Here is a 17815-nt window from a genome sequence, read left to right on the forward strand (position 1 = left end):
AGAGTCGCCCCGAGGTTTGGGCTGGGGTTTTCCGCCGCGACCGATGTGGCCGCGCGGCGGCTCCAAGCCCAAGCGTCCACCGATGGCGTTGGAGGCCAGATGAGTACTCAAACTTCCGGACCGACACCCGGGGGCAGCCCGAGCGTCCCGGCTCCGCGATCCGCGTCGCGCAGGCGCACTCTCTATCGCGGCGACCCGGGCATGTGGTCCTGGGTACTGCACCGCATCTCGGGTGCCACCATCTTCTTTTTCCTGTTCGTGCACGTGCTCGATACCGCGCTGGTGCGGGTCAGCCCGCAGGCTTACAACGAGGTCATCGAGACGTACAAGACCCCGCTCGTCGGCCTGATGGAGGTCGGCCTGGTCGCCGCCGTGCTCTACCACGGGCTCAACGGACTGCGGGTCATCCTGATCGACTTCTGGCAGCACGGCCCGCGCTACCAACGGTTGATGTTGTGGATCATCGCCGCTGTCTGGCTGGCCGTGATGATCCCGGCGCTGGGCGTGCTCGGCATGCACATGGCGGAGAGGTTCCTATGAGCACCGAAGCGGTCCGGGGCGAGAACCCGTATGACCACATCAACGACCGCGGGGGTCCGGCGCCCGTCATGCAGCGCAGTCACGACCGGCCGGCCGGTCTCGACAACCCGCGGTCACCGCGGCGCGCCGGCGGCATGCCGAACTTCGAGAAGTACGCGTGGCTGTTCATGCGGTTCTCCGGCATCGTGCTGGTGTTCCTCGCGCTCGGCCACCTGTTCGTCATGCTGATGTGGGACAACGGGGTCTACCGCATCGACTTCAACTACGTGGCCCAACGCTGGGCATCGCCGTTCTGGCAGACCTGGGATCTGCTGCTGCTGTGGCTCGCGCAGCTGCACGGCGGCAACGGCATGCGCACGATCATCGCCGACTACAGCCGCAAGGATTCCACGAAATTCTGGCTCAACACGCTGCTCGCGCTGTCGATGGCCTTCACCCTGGTGCTCGGCACGTACGTGCTGCTGACCTTCGACGCGAACATCTCGTGAGAGGGAACGGTCCGATGATTCAGGAACATCGCTACGACGTCGTCATCGTCGGCGCAGGCGGCGCAGGCATGCGTGCCGCGGTCGAGGCGGGCCCGCGAGTCCGCACCGCGGTGCTGACCAAGCTCTATCCGACCCGGAGTCACACCGGCGCGGCCCAGGGCGGCATGTGCGCCGCACTGGCCAACGTCGAAGAGGACAACTGGGAATGGCACACCTTCGACACCGTCAAGGGTGGCGACTATCTCGCCGACCAGGACGCCGTCGAGATCATGGCCAAGGAGGCCATCGACGCGGTGCTCGACCTCGAGAAGATGGGGATGCCGTTCAACCGCACTCCCGAGGGGCGCATCGACCAGCGCCGGTTCGGCGGCCACACCCGCGACCACGGCAAGGCACCGGTGCGCCGGGCCTGTTACGCCGCGGACCGCACCGGCCACATGATCCTGCAGACGCTCTATCAGAACTGCGTCAAGCACGACGTCGAGTTCTTCAACGAGTTCTACGCCCTCGACGTCGCCATGACCGAGACGCCCTCGGGGCCGGTGGCGACCGGCGTCATCGCCTACGAGCTGGCCACCGGCGCCATCCACGTGTTCCACGCCAAGGCGATCGTGTTCGCCACGGGCGGATCGGGCCGGATGTACAAGACGACCTCCAACGCCCACACCCTGACCGGCGACGGTTTGGGCATCGTGTTCCGCAAGGGACTTCCGTTGGAGGACATGGAGTTTCACCAGTTCCATCCGACCGGACTGGCCGGCCTGGGCATCCTGATCTCCGAGGCCGTGCGCGGCGAGGGCGGGCGTCTGCTCAACGGTGACGGGGAGCGCTTCATGGAGCGCTACGCACCGACCATCGTCGATCTCGCGCCCCGCGACATCGTCGCCCGGTCGATGGTCCTCGAAGTGCTCGAGGGCCGCGGCGCGGGACCCAACAAGGACTACGTCTACATCGACGTGCGCCACCTGGGCGCCGACGTTCTCGAGGCGAAACTGCCCGACATCACCGAGTTCGCCCGGACCTACCTGGGCGTCGACCCGGTAACGGAACTCGTGCCGGTCTACCCCACCTGCCACTACGTGATGGGCGGCATTCCGACCACCGTGAACGGGCAGGTGCTGCGCGACAACACGACGATCGTGCCGGGCCTGTACGCCGCCGGTGAGTGCGCATGCGTGTCGGTACACGGTGCGAACCGGTTGGGCACCAACTCGCTGCTGGACATCAACGTGTTCGGCCGCCGCGCGGGCATCGCCGCCTCGAATTACGCACTGGGCCATGACTTCGTCGAGTTGCCGCCGAGGCCGGCCGAGATGGTGGTGGGCTGGGTCGGCGACATCCTCTCGGAGCACGGCAACGAACGCGTCGCCGACATCCGCGGGGCTCTGCAGCAGTCGATGGACAACAACGCCGCGGTGTTCCGCACCGAGGAGACGTTGAAGCAGGCGCTCACCGATATCCACGGTCTCAAGGAGCGCTACGCGCGAATATCGGTGCACGACAAGGGGAAACGCTACAACAGCGACCTTCTCGAGGCCATCGAACTTGGCTTCCTTCTCGAGTTGGCCGAGGTGACCGTCGTCGGCGCGCTCAACCGCAAGGAGTCGCGCGGCGGCCACGCCCGCGAGGATTACCCGAACCGTGACGATACGAACTACATGCGTCACACCATGGCCTACAAGGAGGGCAGCGATCTGCTTTCGGATATTCGCCTGGACTACAAACCTGTGGTGCAGACCCGCTACGAGCCGATGGAGCGGAAATACTGATGAGCGCGCCCGTTATCGACAAGCAGGACACCCCGCCGGTCCCCGAGGGGTCGGTGATGGTGACACTGAAGATTGCCAGGTTCAATCCCGAGGATCCGGACGCTCATGCCGACTCGGGAGGTTGGCAGAGCTTCCGCGTCCCGTCACTGCCGAGCGACCGACTACTCAACCTGCTGCACTACGTGAAGTGGTACCTCGACGGCACCTTGACCTTCCGGCGGTCCTGCGCGCACGGCGTCTGCGGCTCGGACGCAATGCGCATCAACGGCGTCAACCGGTTGGCGTGCAAGGTGCTGATGCGCGACATGCTGCCGAAGAATCCCGACAAGCAGCTGACCATCACCATCGAGCCGATCCGCGGACTGCCCGTGGAGAAGGACCTCGTGGTGGACATGGAGCCGTTCTTCGACGCCTACCGGGCCATCAAGCCGTTCCTGATCACCAGCGGTAATCCGCCCACCCGGGAACGCATTCAGAGCCAGACCGACCGCGCCCGCTACGACGACACCACCAAGTGCATTCTGTGCGCGTGCTGCACCACGAGTTGCCCGGTGTACTGGAGCGAGGGCAGCTACTTCGGCCCGGCCGCGATCGTCAACGCGCACCGGTTCATCTTCGACAGCCGCGACGAAGGCGCCGCGGAGCGTCTGGACATCCTCAACGAGGTCGACGGGGTGTGGCGGTGCCGCACCACCTTCAACTGCACCGAGTCCTGCCCGCGGGGCATCCAAGTGACCCAGGCGATCCAGGAGGTCAAGCGCGCGTTGATGTTTGCGCGTTGACCGGCGGGGATGCGACCGGAGTGCGCGCCACATCGATGAGCGCAGACCTTTCGAGCCGCCACGCCGCCGTCGAGATAGACGACCGCGGGATCGCTCTGGTGACGATCCGTGAAGCCAAGTCGTTGAACATTCTCAGTACACCGGTCATCGCAGACCTGACTCGGTCGGTTCAGGCACTGGCTGAATACGACGGTGTCCGAGTTCTGATTCTCCGTGGCACAGGTGACAAAGGCTTGACCGGTGGTGCGGACATCAACGAGATGGCATCGTTGACAAGCACGTCCGCAGAGCAATTCATCAGCCGGCTGCGCACGCTGTGCGACGCCGTCCGGCACTTCCCCACGCCGGTGATCGCCCGCATGCCTGGCTGGTGCCTCGGCGGCGGCTTGGAACTCGTCCTGGCTTGTGACATTCGCATTGCCTCCGATGACGCGAAACTGGGCATGCCAGAAGTGAAAGTCGGCATACCGTCCGTCATTCACGCCGCACTGTTGCCCCGTCTGATCGGCCATGCCCGTGCCGCATGGTTGTTGCTGACGGGCGAGATCTTCGATGCCGACGAGTCCCTGTCGGCGGGATTGGTCAGCCGCGTGGTTCCGCTCACGGACCTTGATGTCGAAGTCGCACGTGTAGCGGACTTGCTGGCAGGGCTCGGCCAGCGGGTGCTGCGCCAGCAGAAGCGTCTGCTGAGAGAGTGGGAGGCCGAACCACTGGAGATTTCGATCGACAACAGCGTGGCGGAATTCGCACATGCCTTCGCCACCGGCGAACCGCGGAAGCTGATGGTCACCTTCATGAACCGTGAGGGCTGACTGCCGCTACATCCAGGCGTCGGTTTCGGCGCGCGCCGATGTTGGCGCGCTGAGCGTCTCCTCGGCGATCGCGATGTGCCCCGTGAAGCCAAGGGAAACGGCTCTTGTGCGGTACCCCTCGGCATAGTCGCGGAAGGCGACTTGATAGCCGCGTGCTCTAGCGATCAGAGCACGCATCGCCAGCATCTCGATGTTTGTTGCACGGATCGGGGGTCGATCGACACAGCCGCCAGCCGTTCGATCTCGGCGGCGGTCTCTCTCAGGTCAGCGTCCTGCCCTCGCAGTAACAGCGATTGCACCAGGGTCGCCGTCGCTCTACCCCGGACGAACTTATCCTCGCTCTCGATCAAGGTCTCGAGTATCGACCGCGCCTTCTCGATGCCTCACCAAAACACGCTGCTGAACGTGCATTTCGCGACCACGCTGCAGGAATTCCATGCCGGCGATGCTCATCAGGAAGACCAGGGACACACCTTCTGCGTCGATTGACTGCTCGATCTCGATAGCCCGACGAAGATCATCGTGCCACGCGATATGGCCCAAGCTGATTCCCGCGACGCCGCGCCAGAGCAGGGTTGCCGCGAGTGCGGAACCACCGACGGTCGATCGGGCAACGGGATCGTCGTCGAGCAATCCGATCGCCCAGTCCGCGACGCGATATGCCTCGGACCGCTCGCCGCTGTGGAGCTTCGCCAACACCGCTCTGTGGATAATGCCCAGGGCCACCTCAGCATTGGGGATCTTCTCTAGGAGGGCGAGTTGTTCTGACGCGAGCAGCGAGGCTTCGGAATAGTGAAGCGAGAAGACGAGCCCGACGATCTGACCGTACATCGCGATTGCCAGAGAGAGTTCGTCGCCAACGCCCTCGCACAGGGCACGCAGTTCGTGGAATCCGTTGTCGGCGACATCGCCGCCGACCCCCCACGTCGTCGCGGACGATCTCCTCGGCGAAGAAGGGATTACCGACCGCGCGGTCGGCAATCGTCGTGCAGATATCGGCCACCGAAGGGTCGGCGCCCAGCAGACCCTTGGTCAGCGCGGCAGCCCGCAGAGGCGCAAGGGAAATGGTCTGGCACCGGATACCCGTGTCAACGCCCCCTGGTACTCCGGTCGATAAGTCAGGAGCACAAGCAATCTCGCCTGGGTGACGACCGTGAGAAACTCGGCCAACATCGACTCGCTGACCGCCTCGATCCAGTGAGTGTCCTCGACGACAGAGACCGCCGGTGACTGACGGGACAGCGCTGCGGTGTTCACCAGAGCCGTCAGTCGTCTGCGACGGGCATCGGGATCGATCGGCGGCAGCACCGCGTCAGGATCGGCGATGCCCAGCAAGTCATCGAGCAGGAGCAGGTCCGCATCATCGATGTCCGCCGCAGCGACGCGGATCAGACTGCGCGCTGACGCCGCGTCGAGACCCTCCACCCCGACGGCGGCGCGTAACAGCCGTCCCACGGCGTGCAATGGGACCTGGCGGGTGTGTGACTCACAGAAGATGTGATCACCTCGACACCGCGGCGCTGCGCGATGGCTGTGATCTCCCGAACGACGCGGCTCTTTCCCATTCCGGCCGGTCCGACGAGCCCGACCACCGTGCCGTGGCCTTCGACCGCTCCATCCAACAAGCTTTCGACAGCGGCCATCTCCCAGCGCCTGCCGACGAACGCCGAATCGTCACGGCCCGCAGCGCGACGGCGTCCGTCCATGCCGAGAAGCCGTCGGGCCGGGATCGGTTCTTCCGCCCCCTTGATCGAGACGAACTCGGCATCGCCCATGGCGGCCGTACCCTCGACGAGTCGCGCCGTGGAAGCGCTGAGCATCACGACGCCGGGCCGGGCGACCGACTCCATCCGCTGTGCCATCCCGACTTGCTCGCCGATTGCCGTGTAACCGACAGCGGGGGCGCCCATTTGGCCCGCGAACACCTCACCGGAGTTGAGCCCCACCCGCAACTGGAGGTCGGCCCCATCGCGCTCGCGGACATTGACGGCCAAGCTGCACCCCGTCTTGGACGCCAAGTGCCCGAGGCACGCGCGGACCGCATGATCCTCGAACGCCACCGGCGCTCCACCAGCTCGGCCATGATCTCGCGAAGCCGTTCAGGTCCGAGCGCCGCCGCGATGTCCATGGACCGGACCACATCGGCGAACAGCAACCGTCACCTACCTATACTCCGTCGGCTGGGCGGACTGGTGAGCCGGCGCGCCGCATTGTCTGCAGAACCTGGCGTTCGCGACCAGCTGCCCACCGCACGACACACAGGCCCCGGCGTCCACGTCGCCACGTGTCATCGCCGCTCCCGTACCAGGCGACTTCAGTCGAGAACGACGACCATCTTTCCGCCGGCTTGTCCCGCTTCCATCACGCGATGCGCTTCGCGAATCTCGTCGAACGAGAAGACCCGGGCAGGTTCGGCGTGCAGCCTGCCGTCCTCGATCTGCCGCGCGACCCTTTGTAGCGGCACGTCGGACAGCGGAAATCCGGGCGTCCCGAACACGAAGCTGCCGAAGAACGTCAGGTTCACACCACTGGGCATCTGCAGCAGCGGATTGAAGTCGGCGATCGGCGCGAGTCCGCCGAGCCATCCCGCCAGACAGGCACTGCCGCCGCGGCGCAGCATGTTCAGGGAGTCGAGGATGGTGCTGTTGCCGACCAGATCGAGAACCGCGTTGATCTGTTTGGCCGCGGCGATTCGGGTGGACAGGTCCGGCATCTCCATTTCGACCCGTTCGGCGCCGAACTGCTCGAGCATGGCGAAGCGGTCACGGCTGCGGGTGGTGGCGACGACCCGCGCACCGGCCGCGACGGCCAGCTTGACCGCGGCCTGGCCGAAGGACGACGTCGCGCCCCGCACCACCACGGTCTGGCCCTCGGTCAGGTTGAGATTACGGAACAGGCAGGTCCAGGCGGTGGCGTAGGTCTCGGGCAGCGCGGCCAGTTGCGCCCACCCCAGGCCGGACTCGATGAGGGCGACGTTGGAGGCGCGCACCCGGGTGTACTCGGCGTAGCTGCCGTTGATGGTGCGGCCGAGCCCGCCCATCAGCGCGGCCACCTTGGAACCGACCGGGAATTCATCCGTCGGGCACGCATCGACGACGCCGACGCATTCGATGCCGCTCACCTCCGCCGCTTCCGCCCACTCACCCCGGCGCATGTGCATTTCGGCGTGGTTGAGCCCGAATCCCTTGATCTTGATGGTGACTTCACCGTCCCGGGGCAGCGGCTTGGGGATGTCGGTGTAGACGAGGCTTTCGAGTCCGCCGAACTTCTCCAGGATGATCGCCCGCATGGTCTCGCCGCCGGGCGCCTCGCGCACGACTGCGGGCGCCGCCGGGAGCGTGGAAGTCGACGCGGCCTCCAGATTCGTCGCCGCCATGGCACCTCCGTTTCTGGACAACCTCTTACCGTTTCGGGGTAGCAGGCTAATCGCTTCCCTATAACCTGTCACATTCTTGTTATCGGTTAGGGCCAGTCGCCGAATCTGCTCACAGATCGCCGATTCGCGCGTTTACACGATCTGCCCGCAGTTTCGGGGCCCCGGGAGCAGAGCCGAAGGGATCAACACGCTCGCCGAGACTGCTCACAGATCGCGAAAATCGACCGCGGCGCGATCTCCCCGCAGTCTCGGCGAACGCTGTCACACATCCGGACGCCGTCTCGTCTAACGGGTATGACACAGAAAATCCGAATCGACCCCGTGCCTCCGCAGCGGGCATCCCTGCTGACCAGGATCTTCTATCGGATGGCCAAGCGCCGGTTCGGCGAGGTGCCCGAACCCTTCGCCGTGGCCGCCCACCATCCCCGGCTGATGATGGCCAACGCCGTGCACGAAACCTTGCTGCAGTCGGGGTCGAAGAAGCTGCCCGCCAGCGTGCGTGAACTGGCGGTGTTCTGGACCGCCCGCACCATCGGCTGCTCGTGGTGCGTCGACTTCGGCTCGATGCTGATCCGGCTGGAGGGCCTGGACGTGGACCGGCTGAAGGACATCGACGAGTACGCCACCTCACCGCGGTACACCGACGACGAGCGCGCGGCGATCGCGTATGCCGATGCGATGACCACCGACCCCCACACCGTGACCGACGAGCAGGTGTCCGACCTGCGCCGGCGCTTCGGCGACGCGGGCGTCATCGAGCTGACCTATCAGATCGGCGTGGAGAACATGCGGGCGCGCATGTACTCGGCACTGGGCATCACCGAGCAGGGGTTCAATTCGGGCGACGCGTGCCGGGTGCCCTGGGCCGCTACCGGGGATTCCGGGCGATCGGCGAGCCGGTGAACTTGTCGGGATTCGCGATATCCCAGATGGCGCAGACCTTTCCGTCGCGCACCGTCATGGCGGTCACCCGAGCAGTCACGGCAGGATAGCTTGCGTCGACGGCCGATCCCGTGGTGTAGCTCCCCAGCTGGCCGTTGACCATCGCCAGCTGATTCGATGCAAGCCAGTTGGGCCCGTACCGCTGCGCCAGCCCGAACAGGAACCGTGCCACCTTGTCCGGGCCGTGGATCACCCGTGCCGCCGTCGGCGCGCGGCGGTTCGAATCGCCGGTGAATGTGACCTCCGGATGCAGCAGCCGCACAACGGCGTCCATGTCGCCGGCGGCGAACGCGGCCATCAGCGCACCGGCCACTTCGTTGTGTGTCTCGTCGGCCGCCGGCAGGGGCGCCGACGCCACCACCCGGCGCGCCCGCGACGCCAGCTGCCTGGCCGACGCGACGCTCACGCCGAGCACTTCACCGATCTCCCCGAACGGCACCGCGAATCCGTCGTGCAGCACGAACGCCACCCGCTGATCTGGCGTCAATTGCTCGAGCACCACCATCGCCGCGAAACGGGCATCCTCACCGGCCACCACCGCCGCGAGCGGATCGCTGCCGTCGAAACCAGTCACCACGGGCTCCGGCAGCCATTCACCGACGTAGGTTTCGCGGCGGTGCGCGGCAGACCGTAGCCGGTCAAGGCTCAGCCGGCTCACGACCGTGGTCAACCAGGCCCGCAGATCGTGAATATCACCCGGCTCGCTGCCGTCCCACCGCAGCCAGGCATCGTGCACGATGTCCTCGGCGTCGGCGACGGTGCCGGTGAGCCGGTAAGCAACCGCCAGCAGATGCGGCCGCAGCGCCTCGAATTCGTCGACTCGCGTGCTCGCGGTCATCTTGTCAGCATAGTTGGCGAGCAACGGCGATCGATTTCGTCGCATAGCCCCCTAGTTGCGACGTTTTCCCGGTTAGACCACCCAGCAACAACTCAAACCGTATATCGCGCGCGTGGCAATCAAGGTGTCCGAGGCCCCCGCCGTCGGCGACAAGGGCCTGCAGGCGGTGCCCTCGGCCTCGTCGGCAACGTCGTCATCGGACTGTCCGCGGTGGCGCCCGCCTACAGTATTGCGACGTGATCGGCTCGGTCACCGGGGCGCTGCTGCACTGCTCGCCGATCCCGGGCGCCCTCGCCCCGCGCGGATACGCCGAGGACCCTCCGGCGACCATCGACGCCGTCTCCGCCGCGGTGCCGACCCGCCCCCGCGACGACAACCCGTTACCGTTCGCGTTGACGCTCGCGCGCGTGGCGGGACTCCCGATCCGGATGCTGTCGCTGGTATCGGCCGAGAATCTGGCGGAAGCCGACAGCGCCAGGGAGGTCCGCCAGATGCAGGTCGCCGCCGCGCACAAGAACCTCGTGCTGGCCGCTCGCGCACTGCCCGATTCACCCGAGATCTCGTCGCTGGTGGCCGACGGCAAGACGCTGGAGTCGGCCCTGAAGAAGCTCAACTGGGATGAAGGGCGATGTTCTGGTCGTGGGCTCCAGCCGGTTCGCCGCGCCTCGCGCATCTTCCTGGGTTCGACGGCGGCGCGGATCCTGGCCGGGGTCGACGCGCTGGTGATCGTGATCCCGCGCGGGGACGTCGGCTAGCGCCAATTGCCGCACTTCTCAACGCGGCTCGTGCTTCCCCGCAACCGCGAGGTGGCCCCCAGGCCGCTTGATCGTCGTCCGGCTAGCGCCAATTGCCGCACTCCTCAACGCGGCTCGCACTCCCCGGCAAGCGGGAGGTGCCTCCACGCCGCTTGATCGTCGTCCGGCCAGCGCCAATTGCCGCACTCCTCAACGCGGCTCGCACTCCCCGGCAAGCGCGAGGTGGCCCCCAGGCCGCTTGATCGTCGTCCGGCCAGCGCCAATTGCCGCACTCCTCAACGCGGCTCGCACTCCCCGGCAAGCGCGAGGTGGCCCCCAGGCCGCTTGATCGTCGTCCGGCTAGCGCCAATTGCCGCACTCCTCAACGCGGCTCGCACTCCCCGGCAAGCGCGAGGTGCCTCCACGCCGCTTGATCGTCGTCCGGCCAGCGCCAATTGCCGCACTCCTCAACGCGGCTCGCACTCCCCCGCAAGCGCGAGGTGGCCTCCACGCCGCTTGATCGTCGTCCGGCCAGCGCCAATTGCCGCACTCCTCAACGCGGCTCGCACTCCCCCGCAAGCGGGAGGTGCCTCCACGCCGCTTGATCGTCGTCCGGCTAGCTCTGGCCGGCAACCGCAGTTCTGGCAACCACATGCGTGACCGGCAGCCCATGCTGGGCACGTGCGCGATCGACGACGTCGAATCGGTGCCACACCGAGAACTCGGGCGGCAACGTCGCAATCACGATCCGATCCGGCCTGAACGAGTCGACGGCGTCCGCCAGTGCCCGCAGCGGTCGGGAATCACCTAACGCACCGTCTGCGTCGAGGTTCTCCGACCGCAGGATGGCCAGCGTGCGGTCCAACCGCTCCTGCGCGGCGTGTTCGGTGGCCTCCTGCACATCGAGGGGCCCATGGGTGGCCGCTGCGCCGGTGTCGATCGGACTGGCCGGCACCGCCACGAAATAGGTTGCGCTGGTATCGGCTTCGATACGCCGGAGCTCGTCGAGCAGCTCCTCTGAGTCGACATTCTGATTGGCCAGCACCAGCACCTTGTGTGGCTTCTCGCCGCCGATGCCGACAACCTCTTCCGCGGGTCGGCTCTTCACGAACCATTTGTTGATGCCGAACAAAACCAACACCACTGCCCAGGACAACAGGCTCAGCAACAGCTGTGACCGCAATTTGTCGTCCAGGAACATCTGCACGAGGATCGCCAGCATCGCGACCGTCGTCAGTATCGACAACACCGGGAACAGCCACATCTTCACCTTCAGCTCGGAATCGCGGGCACGGTAGCGCAGCACGATCTGCGAGATGGAGATCAGCAGGTAGACGAACAGGATGATCGCGCCGCTGGAATTGAGCAGGAAGGCAAAGATGGTGTCCGGCGACAACGCGGCGGCGATCACGCACAGGAACCCGATGACCGACGACGCCAAAATCGCGTTCGCGGGCACGCCGCGAGGCGTGACCTGAACCAGCTGCGGCGGCGCCTCGCGGCGCGCGGCGAGGACGAACAACATCCGAGAGGCCGTGTACATCCCGGAATTCAGGCAGCTCAGCACCGCGGTCAGCACCACGGCGTTCATGATGTGGTCGGCGTAGGGGATCCCCATTTCAGTGAAGGCGGCGACGAACGGCGAGGCGGACAACCCCTTGTCGTTCCACGGCAAGATCGTCACCAGCAGGAACACCGAGCCGACATAGAAGAGCAGGATCCGCAGGATCACCGAGTTGGCGGCCTTCGCCACCGCCCTTTCCGGGTCCGATGATTCCGCGGCTGCAATCGTGGCGATCTCGGCGCCGACCATCGAGAAAATGACGGTGACGATGCCGACAGTGATCGCGCCGGCGCCCATCGGCATGAACCCGCCGTGTGCGGTGAGGTTCGAGAAGTCCATCGACTTACCCGGCCAGAGCCCGAACACGAAGCACGCCCCGATCGCGATGAACGAAAGGATCGCCGCCACTTTGATGCCGGCGAACCAGAACTCGAATTCACCGTAGGACTTGACCGAGAACAGGTTGGTGGCCGTCATCAGCACCATGAAGACCAGCGCGGACAGCCACAGCGGGACGTCGATCCAGTACTGAATGATCTTCGCGCCGGCGATCGCCTCGAAACCGACGACGATCACCCAGAAGTACCAGTACAGCCAGCCGACCGAGAAGCCCGCCCAGTGTCCCAGCGCGTCACGCGCGTAGTCGGCGAACGACCCCGTCGAAGGATTGGCGACGGCCATCTCGGCCAGCATCCGCATGACCATGATGATCAGGATCCCGCTGAGCGCATAGGTGATGAATGCGCCAGGTCCGGTGTCGGCCATCACCACCCCAGAACCGACGAAGAGACCGGCGCCGATCACCCCGCCGATCGCGATCATCGTCAGCTGCCGCTGGTTGAGAGCCTTTTTCAGTTCCGGCGTTGCACTCATGGCACTCCCGTCGTCGCGTGACCGCAGCAGCGGATACCCGTTTCAGCCGCTGGCCATCCGCTAGGAGGATAGGCCTTACGAAGCGAAGGGGCGGGGATAATGGGCCACAACCGCGGCGCCGTCCGACCGTGGATCAGAGGCCGCCGTCATCGATCCCTCGGCATCGGCAAACACGACGTTGGACTGTCCAAGCGCCTCCGTGTGAGGGGCCACCTCGGTGACCGCCAGACCGGCTCGAGAGATCGAGTCTCTCGCCACCGCACCGATATCGGACTCCGCGGTCACCGAGTCGGCCGTGCCACCGTCGACTTGAAGCCCGACGACGGCCCGCGGAGCGGCGACCGCAGCCTCGGCGCTCGCGCCGCCAACGGCGCGCAGCAACACCTGCGCGAGGATCTGCGGCTGGCCCTGCCCCCCCATCGTCGCCAGGACGTGGCGGGGCCGATCAAGGTGCGTCGTCAGCACGGGCATCAAGGTGTGCACCGGCCGCTTGTGCGGACCGATCACATTGGGGGAAGCGCCATCCAGGGCGAAACCGGTTCCGCGGTTGTGAAACAGGATGCCGGTGGCCGGATCGATCAGTCCGGACCCGAAGGCGTGATAGACGCTCTGAATCAGCGAGACCGCATACCCGTCGCCGTCGGCAGCGGCGACACCGACCGTGTCGCCGTGGGGCACCGACGTGGGGCCGGTGTGTGCGGCACCCAATTCGGCCGTCTCCCGCAGCCCGTCGTTGATGAGCGCTGCGACATCGACGTCGGCCAATCGCGGATCGGCCAGCCTCGACGCACGCAACCTGTTGCCTCGGTGGAAGACCCGCATCAGTACGCCGAACCCGTCCCCGAGCGGGTCACCGATGCCGAGTTCGTCGATGGCGCGCAGGGCCCGCAGCAGCACAAAGCCGTGTGTGTTCGGCGGACTCGTCAGCACGGTCAGACCGCGGAACGCCACCGAGATCGGATCGGTGTCTTCCGGTTGGAAAGCGGCGAAGTCCTCTCTGGTGAGACAGGATCCGTGCGACCCGAGGTAGGCAACCGAGCGCTCGGCGAGTTCGCCCGCGTACAAGGCATCCGGTCCGTTCTTGCGCAACGCGGCGAAGGTGTCCGCCAGCATCGGCTGCACGAGATCGTCGCCCGCACACAGGGCCCTGCCGTCCGGACGGAACACCCGATCGAAGTCCTCGGCGCCGAACAGGTCGGCGTTCTCCGGATCCGCCAGGTGCGAGGCCAACGACGGCGCCACCGGTGCGCCGTACCGGGCCATCGACTCCGCGGCGTCGAAAGTCTGATCCCACGTCAGTCGGGCACCGGAGCGACGCAACGCCTCCCAGCCCCGCACGCCGCCCGGCACCGTCACCGCGTCAGCGCCGCGCACCGGCATCGACTCACCGTATTTGCTCCGTAGCGCTGCCGCGTCGACCGCGGCGCCCGCCCATCCCGATGCGTTGATGCAGCGCACCGTTCCGTCAGGGGTGCGGACCAGCGCGATGAGGTCGCCGCCCAACGCGACATTGTGCGGATAGACGACGGTGAGCGCCGCAGCGGCGACAATCGCCGCGTCGATCGCATTGCCGCCCTGCCGGTATGCGCTCATCCCGGCCTCGGTAGCCAGCGCGTGCGGCGTGGCGAGCGCTCCGGTGTACGACGTGGACGACGTGGACGACGTGGAAGACGAGGGGATGGACACGGTGAGGGAAACTCCTTGCTGTGAGCGCAGCGGGACAGGGATTTGTGGCGCGCGGTGATGCGGTGCGCGCCGCGTCAGCTGATGGTGGACAGGAAAGCCTTGGTGCGTTCGTGCTTTGGGTCGCTGAAGAGTTGGCCGGGCGGGGCGTCCTCGATAATCCGGCCCGCGTCCATCACGATGATGCGGTCCGCCACCTCACGTGCGAAGCGCATTTCGTGGGTGACGACAACCATCGTCATGTCGTCCCTGGCGAGTTCGCGCATCACGGCCAGCACCTCGCCGACCATCTCGACGTCGAGTGCGCTGGTCGGCTCATCGAACAGCATGACCTTGGGCCGCATCGCCAGTGCGCGGGCGATCGCCACCCGCTGCTGCTGGCCGCCCGACAGCTGGCTGGGTCGCGATTCGGCCTTGTCAGCCAGGCCGACGCGCTCCAACAACGCCTGGGCATCGCGGCGCGCTTTGTCCTTCGACGTTCCGAGCACCCGCACCGGACCATTCCACACGTTCTCGGCTGCGGTCATGTGCGGAAAGAGGTTGAAATGCTGGAAAACGAAGCCGATCTCGCGCCGACGTCGCGCGAGCTCACCGGTGCTCACCTTTTTCTTGCTGGTGGTGTCGCGGTAACCGATCGGCATACCGTCGATCAGGATCTCGCCACTGTCGACCTGCTCGAGGTGGTTCAGCGACCGCAGCAGCGTGGTCTTGCCTGCTCCCGACGGCCCGATGAGTACGACGACTTGTCCGCGCATCACGTCGAGGGAGACATCGTCGAGGACCGTGCGGCCGCCGAGGGTGCACGACACGCCGCGCACGGAGACGGCGACCGCCGTGGACGGGACGGAGATACTCACGGTCGATTGCTCCACATTCATCGTTCTCCTCATCCATGCGCCTGCAGGGCAGGGACCCCGGGCCGGCGAGAACCGAGGAGTCGTTGGGTGATCCGGATTCGCTGCTCGATGCCCAGCTGACGAGCCAACCGGTTCTCGATGTCAGCCTGGATCAGCGTCCAGATCGTAGTCAGCGCAAGGTAATAGATCGCCGCGACGATGAAGATCTCGAACGTATGGAACGTGTACGAGCTGATCGACTGGGTGACCAGAAACATCTCACTGACGCCGATGACGGACAGCACCGACGTGGTTTTCATCAGTCCGTTGAATGAGTTGCCCAGCGGCGGGACCATGACGCGCAGTGCCTGCGGCAGGATGACCCACCGCATCACCTTGGCCGGCTTCATGCCGATCGACGCCGCCGCCTCGAACTGTCCCTTGGGCACGGAATCCATTCCGGCTCGGATGATCTCGGCGATGTAGGCGCTCTCGTTGACCATCAGCCCGATGATCGCGGCCTGCACCGCCGCCTTGACGGACAGGCCGAGCAGCGAGATGTCCTGGAACTGGTAGAGGCCGACGGCAGCAAGGCCGGTGTAGATCAGCACCAGCTGCACCAGCAGTGGGGTGCCGCGGATCACCCAGATGTAGACGCTGGCACACCAGCGCAGCACCGCGAATCGGGAGCGCCGCATCAGCGCGATGACCAGACCGACGATCGTGGCCAGGATCATCGCCACCACCGAGATCACGATGGTCAGTACCAGGCCGTCGAGGAACGGCCCACTCGGGGTGAACAGCGATTTCCAGAAGAACTGCCAGTCAAAGTGCATGGTGGCCCGGCCCTGCGATCACTTCTGGATGCTGAGGTCGGACTGACCCCACTGGTCGAGGACCTTGGCGTAGCTGCCGTCGGCCTCGAGTTCGGTCAGCGCCTGCTGAATCGCTTTGTGCAGTTCCGTGTTTCCCTTCAAGGTCGCCGCACCGATCTTGATGGTGCCGAAGGGTTGGCCGGCCATCTGAATCTGGGCTCCGGTCTTCGTCGCGTAATAACCCAGCGACTCAGCGGTGTCGAGGTAGGCATCCACCTGGCCGTTCTGGACCTGCTGAATCGACACATCGGCGTGACTGTTTCGAGTGATGTCGACGCCCTGCTTTCCTGCGGCCGTGCACTTGTCGGACTGCTGCTGTGACAGCGATTCGGCCGTCGTCGCGACCGCGACGATGACCTTCTTGCCGCACAGGCTGTCGTCCATGCCGGTGATGTCGGACGGCTTCGCCTTTGACACCGCGATGCCGGTACCTGACCACACGTAGGGCACGAAGTCGACAACCTGCTCGCGTTCCGGCTTGATGTAGAGCTGGGCCATGATGACATCGCACTGCTTGGCCTGCAGGGTCGGGATCACCGCGGCGAAGGCGGACTCGACGAACTGCGGGGTCAGCCCGAGCTTCGCCGCAATCGCCTTACCGAGATCGACCTCGCTGCCCACCAGTGCACCGGTTTCGTCGTGGTAGACACTCGGCGGCGTGCCGTCGTTCGGGGCACAGATCTTGAGCGAACCCGCCTGGAGGACCGCGGGTGGCGCGACCTTGGCTGGGCCGGTGCTGGCGGGTGCCGCGTCGTCGGACGACGACGAACAACCCGACAGGGCGAGCCCGAGGGCGCAGAAAATGATGCAGATGCCGGCGGTCTTGTTCACGATGTCTCCACTGCTGGGGGCGATTGGCGATCGGGGGGCGGCGCGTCGGTGCGCGTCGCCTGTGATCTATCGAACGATAGGCCCCTATCGTTTGATAGGCCACATTTCCGCGAAATTCATCCCAAATTCGTCGGGGAACGGGGTGACTGACCGAACTGGCAAACGTATAGCCGCAGCTCAGCGGACTGGGGCGGCTTCAGATTTTCCCAGGCGGTGCTGCGTGACGGCGCGGATCCGATCCAGGCTGGTCTCGTCGATGAGCAGCGCCCGGAGCACGAAGTCGGCCGCCTGCAGCGGACGACGTTCCCGGATGCGACCGCCGGGACCGCCCTGCTCGCGGAGGGTCTCGAACAGCACGCCGTTCACGGCCCGCTGCACGAAGCTCGGTTCGAACACCACGAATTCACCTGCCTGCTGACCGCCGGTGATCACCTGCTCCACCAGTTGGTGAAACAGCGCGATGCCCTCGCGCTCGTCGGCGAACTCGTCCAGCCCGAGCACGGCGTCCTGGTACAGGCCGCGGGCGTCGAACGGCTGGATAAGCACCTCGCGCACGTCGCAGGCAATGGTGAGGTGCAGCTTCTCGGCCCACGTCGAATCCTCCGGGAGCCGGGAGCGGATGCGCTCGATCGATGGCCCGAGATCCAGCTCGACCAATGTCCGGAACATCTCGTGCTTGGCTTCGAAGTGATGAAACAGCGACGGCTGCCTGATCTGTACCGCGTCCGCGATGTCACGGGTCGAGGTCCCGAAGTAGCCGCGTTGGGCGAACAACGTCGACGAGGCGAGCAGGATGCGGCCGCGCGTCGACGACCAGTCGACGGGCGCCGGCCGCCAACCCTCGCCGTATTTCACCGCTCGAGTCTGTCACC

The 17815-nt window shown here is 65.9% G+C and carries 18 protein-coding genes and 1 pseudogene; 7 read left to right on the forward strand and 12 right to left on the reverse strand.

Features of this window, described 5'->3' with window-relative positions; translation table 11 throughout:
• The first annotated feature begins 201 nt into the window (after nucleotides 1–201).
• The 5 genes from sdhC (at nucleotide 202) to ACVWWN_RS34245 (ending at nucleotide 4391) form a co-directional block, all read left to right on the forward strand.
• Nucleotides 202–540 carry a succinate dehydrogenase, cytochrome b556 subunit gene (sdhC, locus tag ACVWWN_RS34225; RefSeq protein WP_457149388.1) on the forward strand — a complete coding sequence of 113 codons (339 nt, stop codon included), beginning with the start codon at nucleotides 202–204 and terminating at the stop codon, nucleotides 538–540.
• Nucleotides 541–608: 68 nt separating this feature from the next.
• Nucleotides 609–1028, forward strand: coding sequence for a succinate dehydrogenase hydrophobic membrane anchor subunit (locus tag ACVWWN_RS34230; RefSeq protein WP_457149389.1), 420 nt, complete (start codon nucleotides 609–611; stop codon nucleotides 1026–1028).
• A 14-nt stretch (nucleotides 1029–1042) separates the two neighbouring features.
• A complete protein-coding gene (gene sdhA / locus ACVWWN_RS34235) occupies nucleotides 1043–2797 on the forward strand; it encodes a succinate dehydrogenase flavoprotein subunit (RefSeq protein ID WP_457147809.1) in 1755 nt (584 codons plus the stop codon).
• Nucleotides 2797–3579, forward strand: coding sequence for a succinate dehydrogenase iron-sulfur subunit (locus ACVWWN_RS34240; protein ID WP_457147810.1), 783 nt, complete (start codon nucleotides 2797–2799; stop codon nucleotides 3577–3579). Before sdhA ends, ACVWWN_RS34240 begins: the two co-directional genes overlap by 1 nt.
• A gap of 35 nt (nucleotides 3580–3614) precedes the next feature.
• Entirely contained in the window at nucleotides 3615–4391 is a 777-nt protein-coding gene (locus tag ACVWWN_RS34245; protein ID WP_457147811.1) for an enoyl-CoA hydratase, read from the forward strand.
• Between the two features lie 6 nt (nucleotides 4392–4397).
• Here the strand turns inward: ACVWWN_RS34245 and ACVWWN_RS34250 are convergent, their stop codons facing one another.
• From ACVWWN_RS34250 to ACVWWN_RS34270, 5 genes are all read right to left on the reverse strand, one after another.
• A complete protein-coding gene (locus ACVWWN_RS34250; protein ID WP_457147812.1) occupies nucleotides 4398–4568 on the reverse strand; it encodes a hypothetical protein in 171 nt (56 codons plus the stop codon).
• A 153-nt stretch (nucleotides 4569–4721) separates the two neighbouring features.
• Complete coding sequence (locus ACVWWN_RS34255) at nucleotides 4722–5222, reverse strand: hypothetical protein (RefSeq protein WP_457147813.1); 501 nt, start codon at nucleotides 5220–5222, stop codon at nucleotides 4722–4724.
• A 201-nt stretch (nucleotides 5223–5423) separates the two neighbouring features.
• Nucleotides 5424–5846 carry a hypothetical protein gene (locus ACVWWN_RS34260; protein ID WP_457147814.1) on the reverse strand — a complete coding sequence of 141 codons (423 nt, stop codon included), beginning with the start codon at nucleotides 5844–5846 and terminating at the stop codon, nucleotides 5424–5426.
• Nucleotides 5780–6451 (reverse strand): adenylate/guanylate cyclase domain-containing protein, encoded by a 672-nt coding sequence (locus ACVWWN_RS34265; RefSeq protein ID WP_457147815.1) that lies wholly within the window; start codon nucleotides 6449–6451, stop codon nucleotides 5780–5782. The genes ACVWWN_RS34260 and ACVWWN_RS34265 overlap by 67 nt, the downstream gene beginning before the upstream one ends.
• Nucleotides 6452–6705: 254 nt before the next feature.
• Nucleotides 6706–7767, reverse strand: a complete 1062-nt coding sequence (locus tag ACVWWN_RS34270; protein WP_457147816.1) for a zinc-binding dehydrogenase — start codon at nucleotides 7765–7767, stop codon at nucleotides 6706–6708.
• A 261-nt stretch (nucleotides 7768–8028) separates the two neighbouring features.
• On the opposite strand from ACVWWN_RS34270, the pseudogene ACVWWN_RS34275 reads away from it, so the two are divergent.
• Nucleotides 8029–8670 (forward strand): annotated as a pseudogene (locus ACVWWN_RS34275) (carboxymuconolactone decarboxylase family protein); the annotation flags it as partial.
• On the opposite strand, the gene ACVWWN_RS34280 reads toward ACVWWN_RS34275, so the two are convergent.
• Nucleotides 8636–9547 carry a sigma-70 family RNA polymerase sigma factor gene (locus ACVWWN_RS34280; RefSeq protein ID WP_457147817.1) on the reverse strand — a complete coding sequence of 304 codons (912 nt, stop codon included), beginning with the start codon at nucleotides 9545–9547 and terminating at the stop codon, nucleotides 8636–8638. The pseudogene ACVWWN_RS34275 and the gene ACVWWN_RS34280 sit on opposite strands and share 35 nt — an antisense overlap.
• A 236-nt stretch (nucleotides 9548–9783) precedes the next feature.
• On the opposite strand from ACVWWN_RS34280, the gene ACVWWN_RS34285 reads away from it, so the two are divergent.
• Nucleotides 9784–10302, forward strand: a complete 519-nt coding sequence (locus tag ACVWWN_RS34285; RefSeq protein WP_457147818.1) for a hypothetical protein — start codon at nucleotides 9784–9786, stop codon at nucleotides 10300–10302.
• Nucleotides 10303–10897: 595 nt separating this feature from the next.
• Here ACVWWN_RS34285 and ACVWWN_RS34290 read toward each other — a convergent pair.
• From ACVWWN_RS34290 to ACVWWN_RS34315, 6 genes are all read right to left on the reverse strand, one after another.
• Complete coding sequence (locus ACVWWN_RS34290) at nucleotides 10898–12718, reverse strand: amino acid permease (protein ID WP_457147819.1); 1821 nt, start codon at nucleotides 12716–12718, stop codon at nucleotides 10898–10900.
• A gap of 75 nt (nucleotides 12719–12793) precedes the next feature.
• The gene (locus ACVWWN_RS34295; RefSeq protein ID WP_457147820.1) at nucleotides 12794–14404 is read right to left on the reverse strand and encodes a gamma-glutamyltransferase family protein; all 1611 of its coding nucleotides are present in this window, start codon (nucleotides 14402–14404) and stop codon (nucleotides 12794–12796) included.
• Between the two features lie 74 nt (nucleotides 14405–14478).
• A complete protein-coding gene (locus ACVWWN_RS34300; RefSeq protein WP_457147821.1) occupies nucleotides 14479–15279 on the reverse strand; it encodes an amino acid ABC transporter ATP-binding protein in 801 nt (266 codons plus the stop codon).
• Between the two features lie 8 nt (nucleotides 15280–15287).
• Nucleotides 15288–16073, reverse strand: a complete 786-nt coding sequence (locus ACVWWN_RS34305; protein ID WP_457147822.1) for an amino acid ABC transporter permease — start codon at nucleotides 16071–16073, stop codon at nucleotides 15288–15290.
• Nucleotides 16074–16091: 18 nt separating this feature from the next.
• Nucleotides 16092–16943: a transporter substrate-binding domain-containing protein gene (locus ACVWWN_RS34310; RefSeq protein ID WP_457147823.1), complete on the reverse strand. Its 852-nt coding sequence runs from the start codon at nucleotides 16941–16943 to the stop codon at nucleotides 16092–16094.
• 177 nt (nucleotides 16944–17120) lie between these two features.
• Complete coding sequence (locus ACVWWN_RS34315; RefSeq protein WP_457147824.1) at nucleotides 17121–17798, reverse strand: TetR/AcrR family transcriptional regulator; 678 nt, start codon at nucleotides 17796–17798, stop codon at nucleotides 17121–17123.
• Nucleotides 17799–17815 lie beyond the last annotated feature (17 nt).

The sequence above is a fragment of the Mycobacterium sp. URHB0021 genome, from assembly GCF_054057895.1.

Bases quoted from the DNA above. Each gene is read 5' to 3' on its own strand.
- ACVWWN_RS34280 (WP_457147817.1), bottom strand. From the start codon at position 9,547: ATGACCGCGAGCACGCGAGTCGACGAATTCGAGGCGCTGCGGCCGCAT.
- ACVWWN_RS34300 (WP_457147821.1), bottom strand. From the start codon at position 15,279: ATGAATGTGGAGCAATCGACCGTGAGTATCTCCGTCCCGTCCACGGCG.
- sdhC (WP_457149388.1), top strand. From the start codon at position 202: ATGTGGTCCTGGGTACTGCACCGCATCTCGGGTGCCACCATCTTCTTT.
- ACVWWN_RS34305 (WP_457147822.1), bottom strand. From the start codon at position 16,073: ATGCACTTTGACTGGCAGTTCTTCTGGAAATCGCTGTTCACCCCGAGT.
- sdhA (WP_457147809.1), top strand. From the start codon at position 1,043: ATGATTCAGGAACATCGCTACGACGTCGTCATCGTCGGCGCAGGCGGC.
- ACVWWN_RS34255 (WP_457147813.1), bottom strand. From the start codon at position 5,222: ATGTACGGTCAGATCGTCGGGCTCGTCTTCTCGCTTCACTATTCCGAA.
- ACVWWN_RS34230 (WP_457149389.1), top strand. From the start codon at position 609: ATGCAGCGCAGTCACGACCGGCCGGCCGGTCTCGACAACCCGCGGTCA.
- ACVWWN_RS34290 (WP_457147819.1), bottom strand. From the start codon at position 12,718: ATGAGTGCAACGCCGGAACTGAAAAAGGCTCTCAACCAGCGGCAGCTG.
- ACVWWN_RS34250 (WP_457147812.1), bottom strand. From the start codon at position 4,568: ATGCGTGCTCTGATCGCTAGAGCACGCGGCTATCAAGTCGCCTTCCGC.
- ACVWWN_RS34240 (WP_457147810.1), top strand. From the start codon at position 2,797: ATGAGCGCGCCCGTTATCGACAAGCAGGACACCCCGCCGGTCCCCGAG.
- ACVWWN_RS34270 (WP_457147816.1), bottom strand. From the start codon at position 7,767: ATGGCGGCGACGAATCTGGAGGCCGCGTCGACTTCCACGCTCCCGGCG.
- ACVWWN_RS34245 (WP_457147811.1), top strand. From the start codon at position 3,615: ATGAGCGCAGACCTTTCGAGCCGCCACGCCGCCGTCGAGATAGACGAC.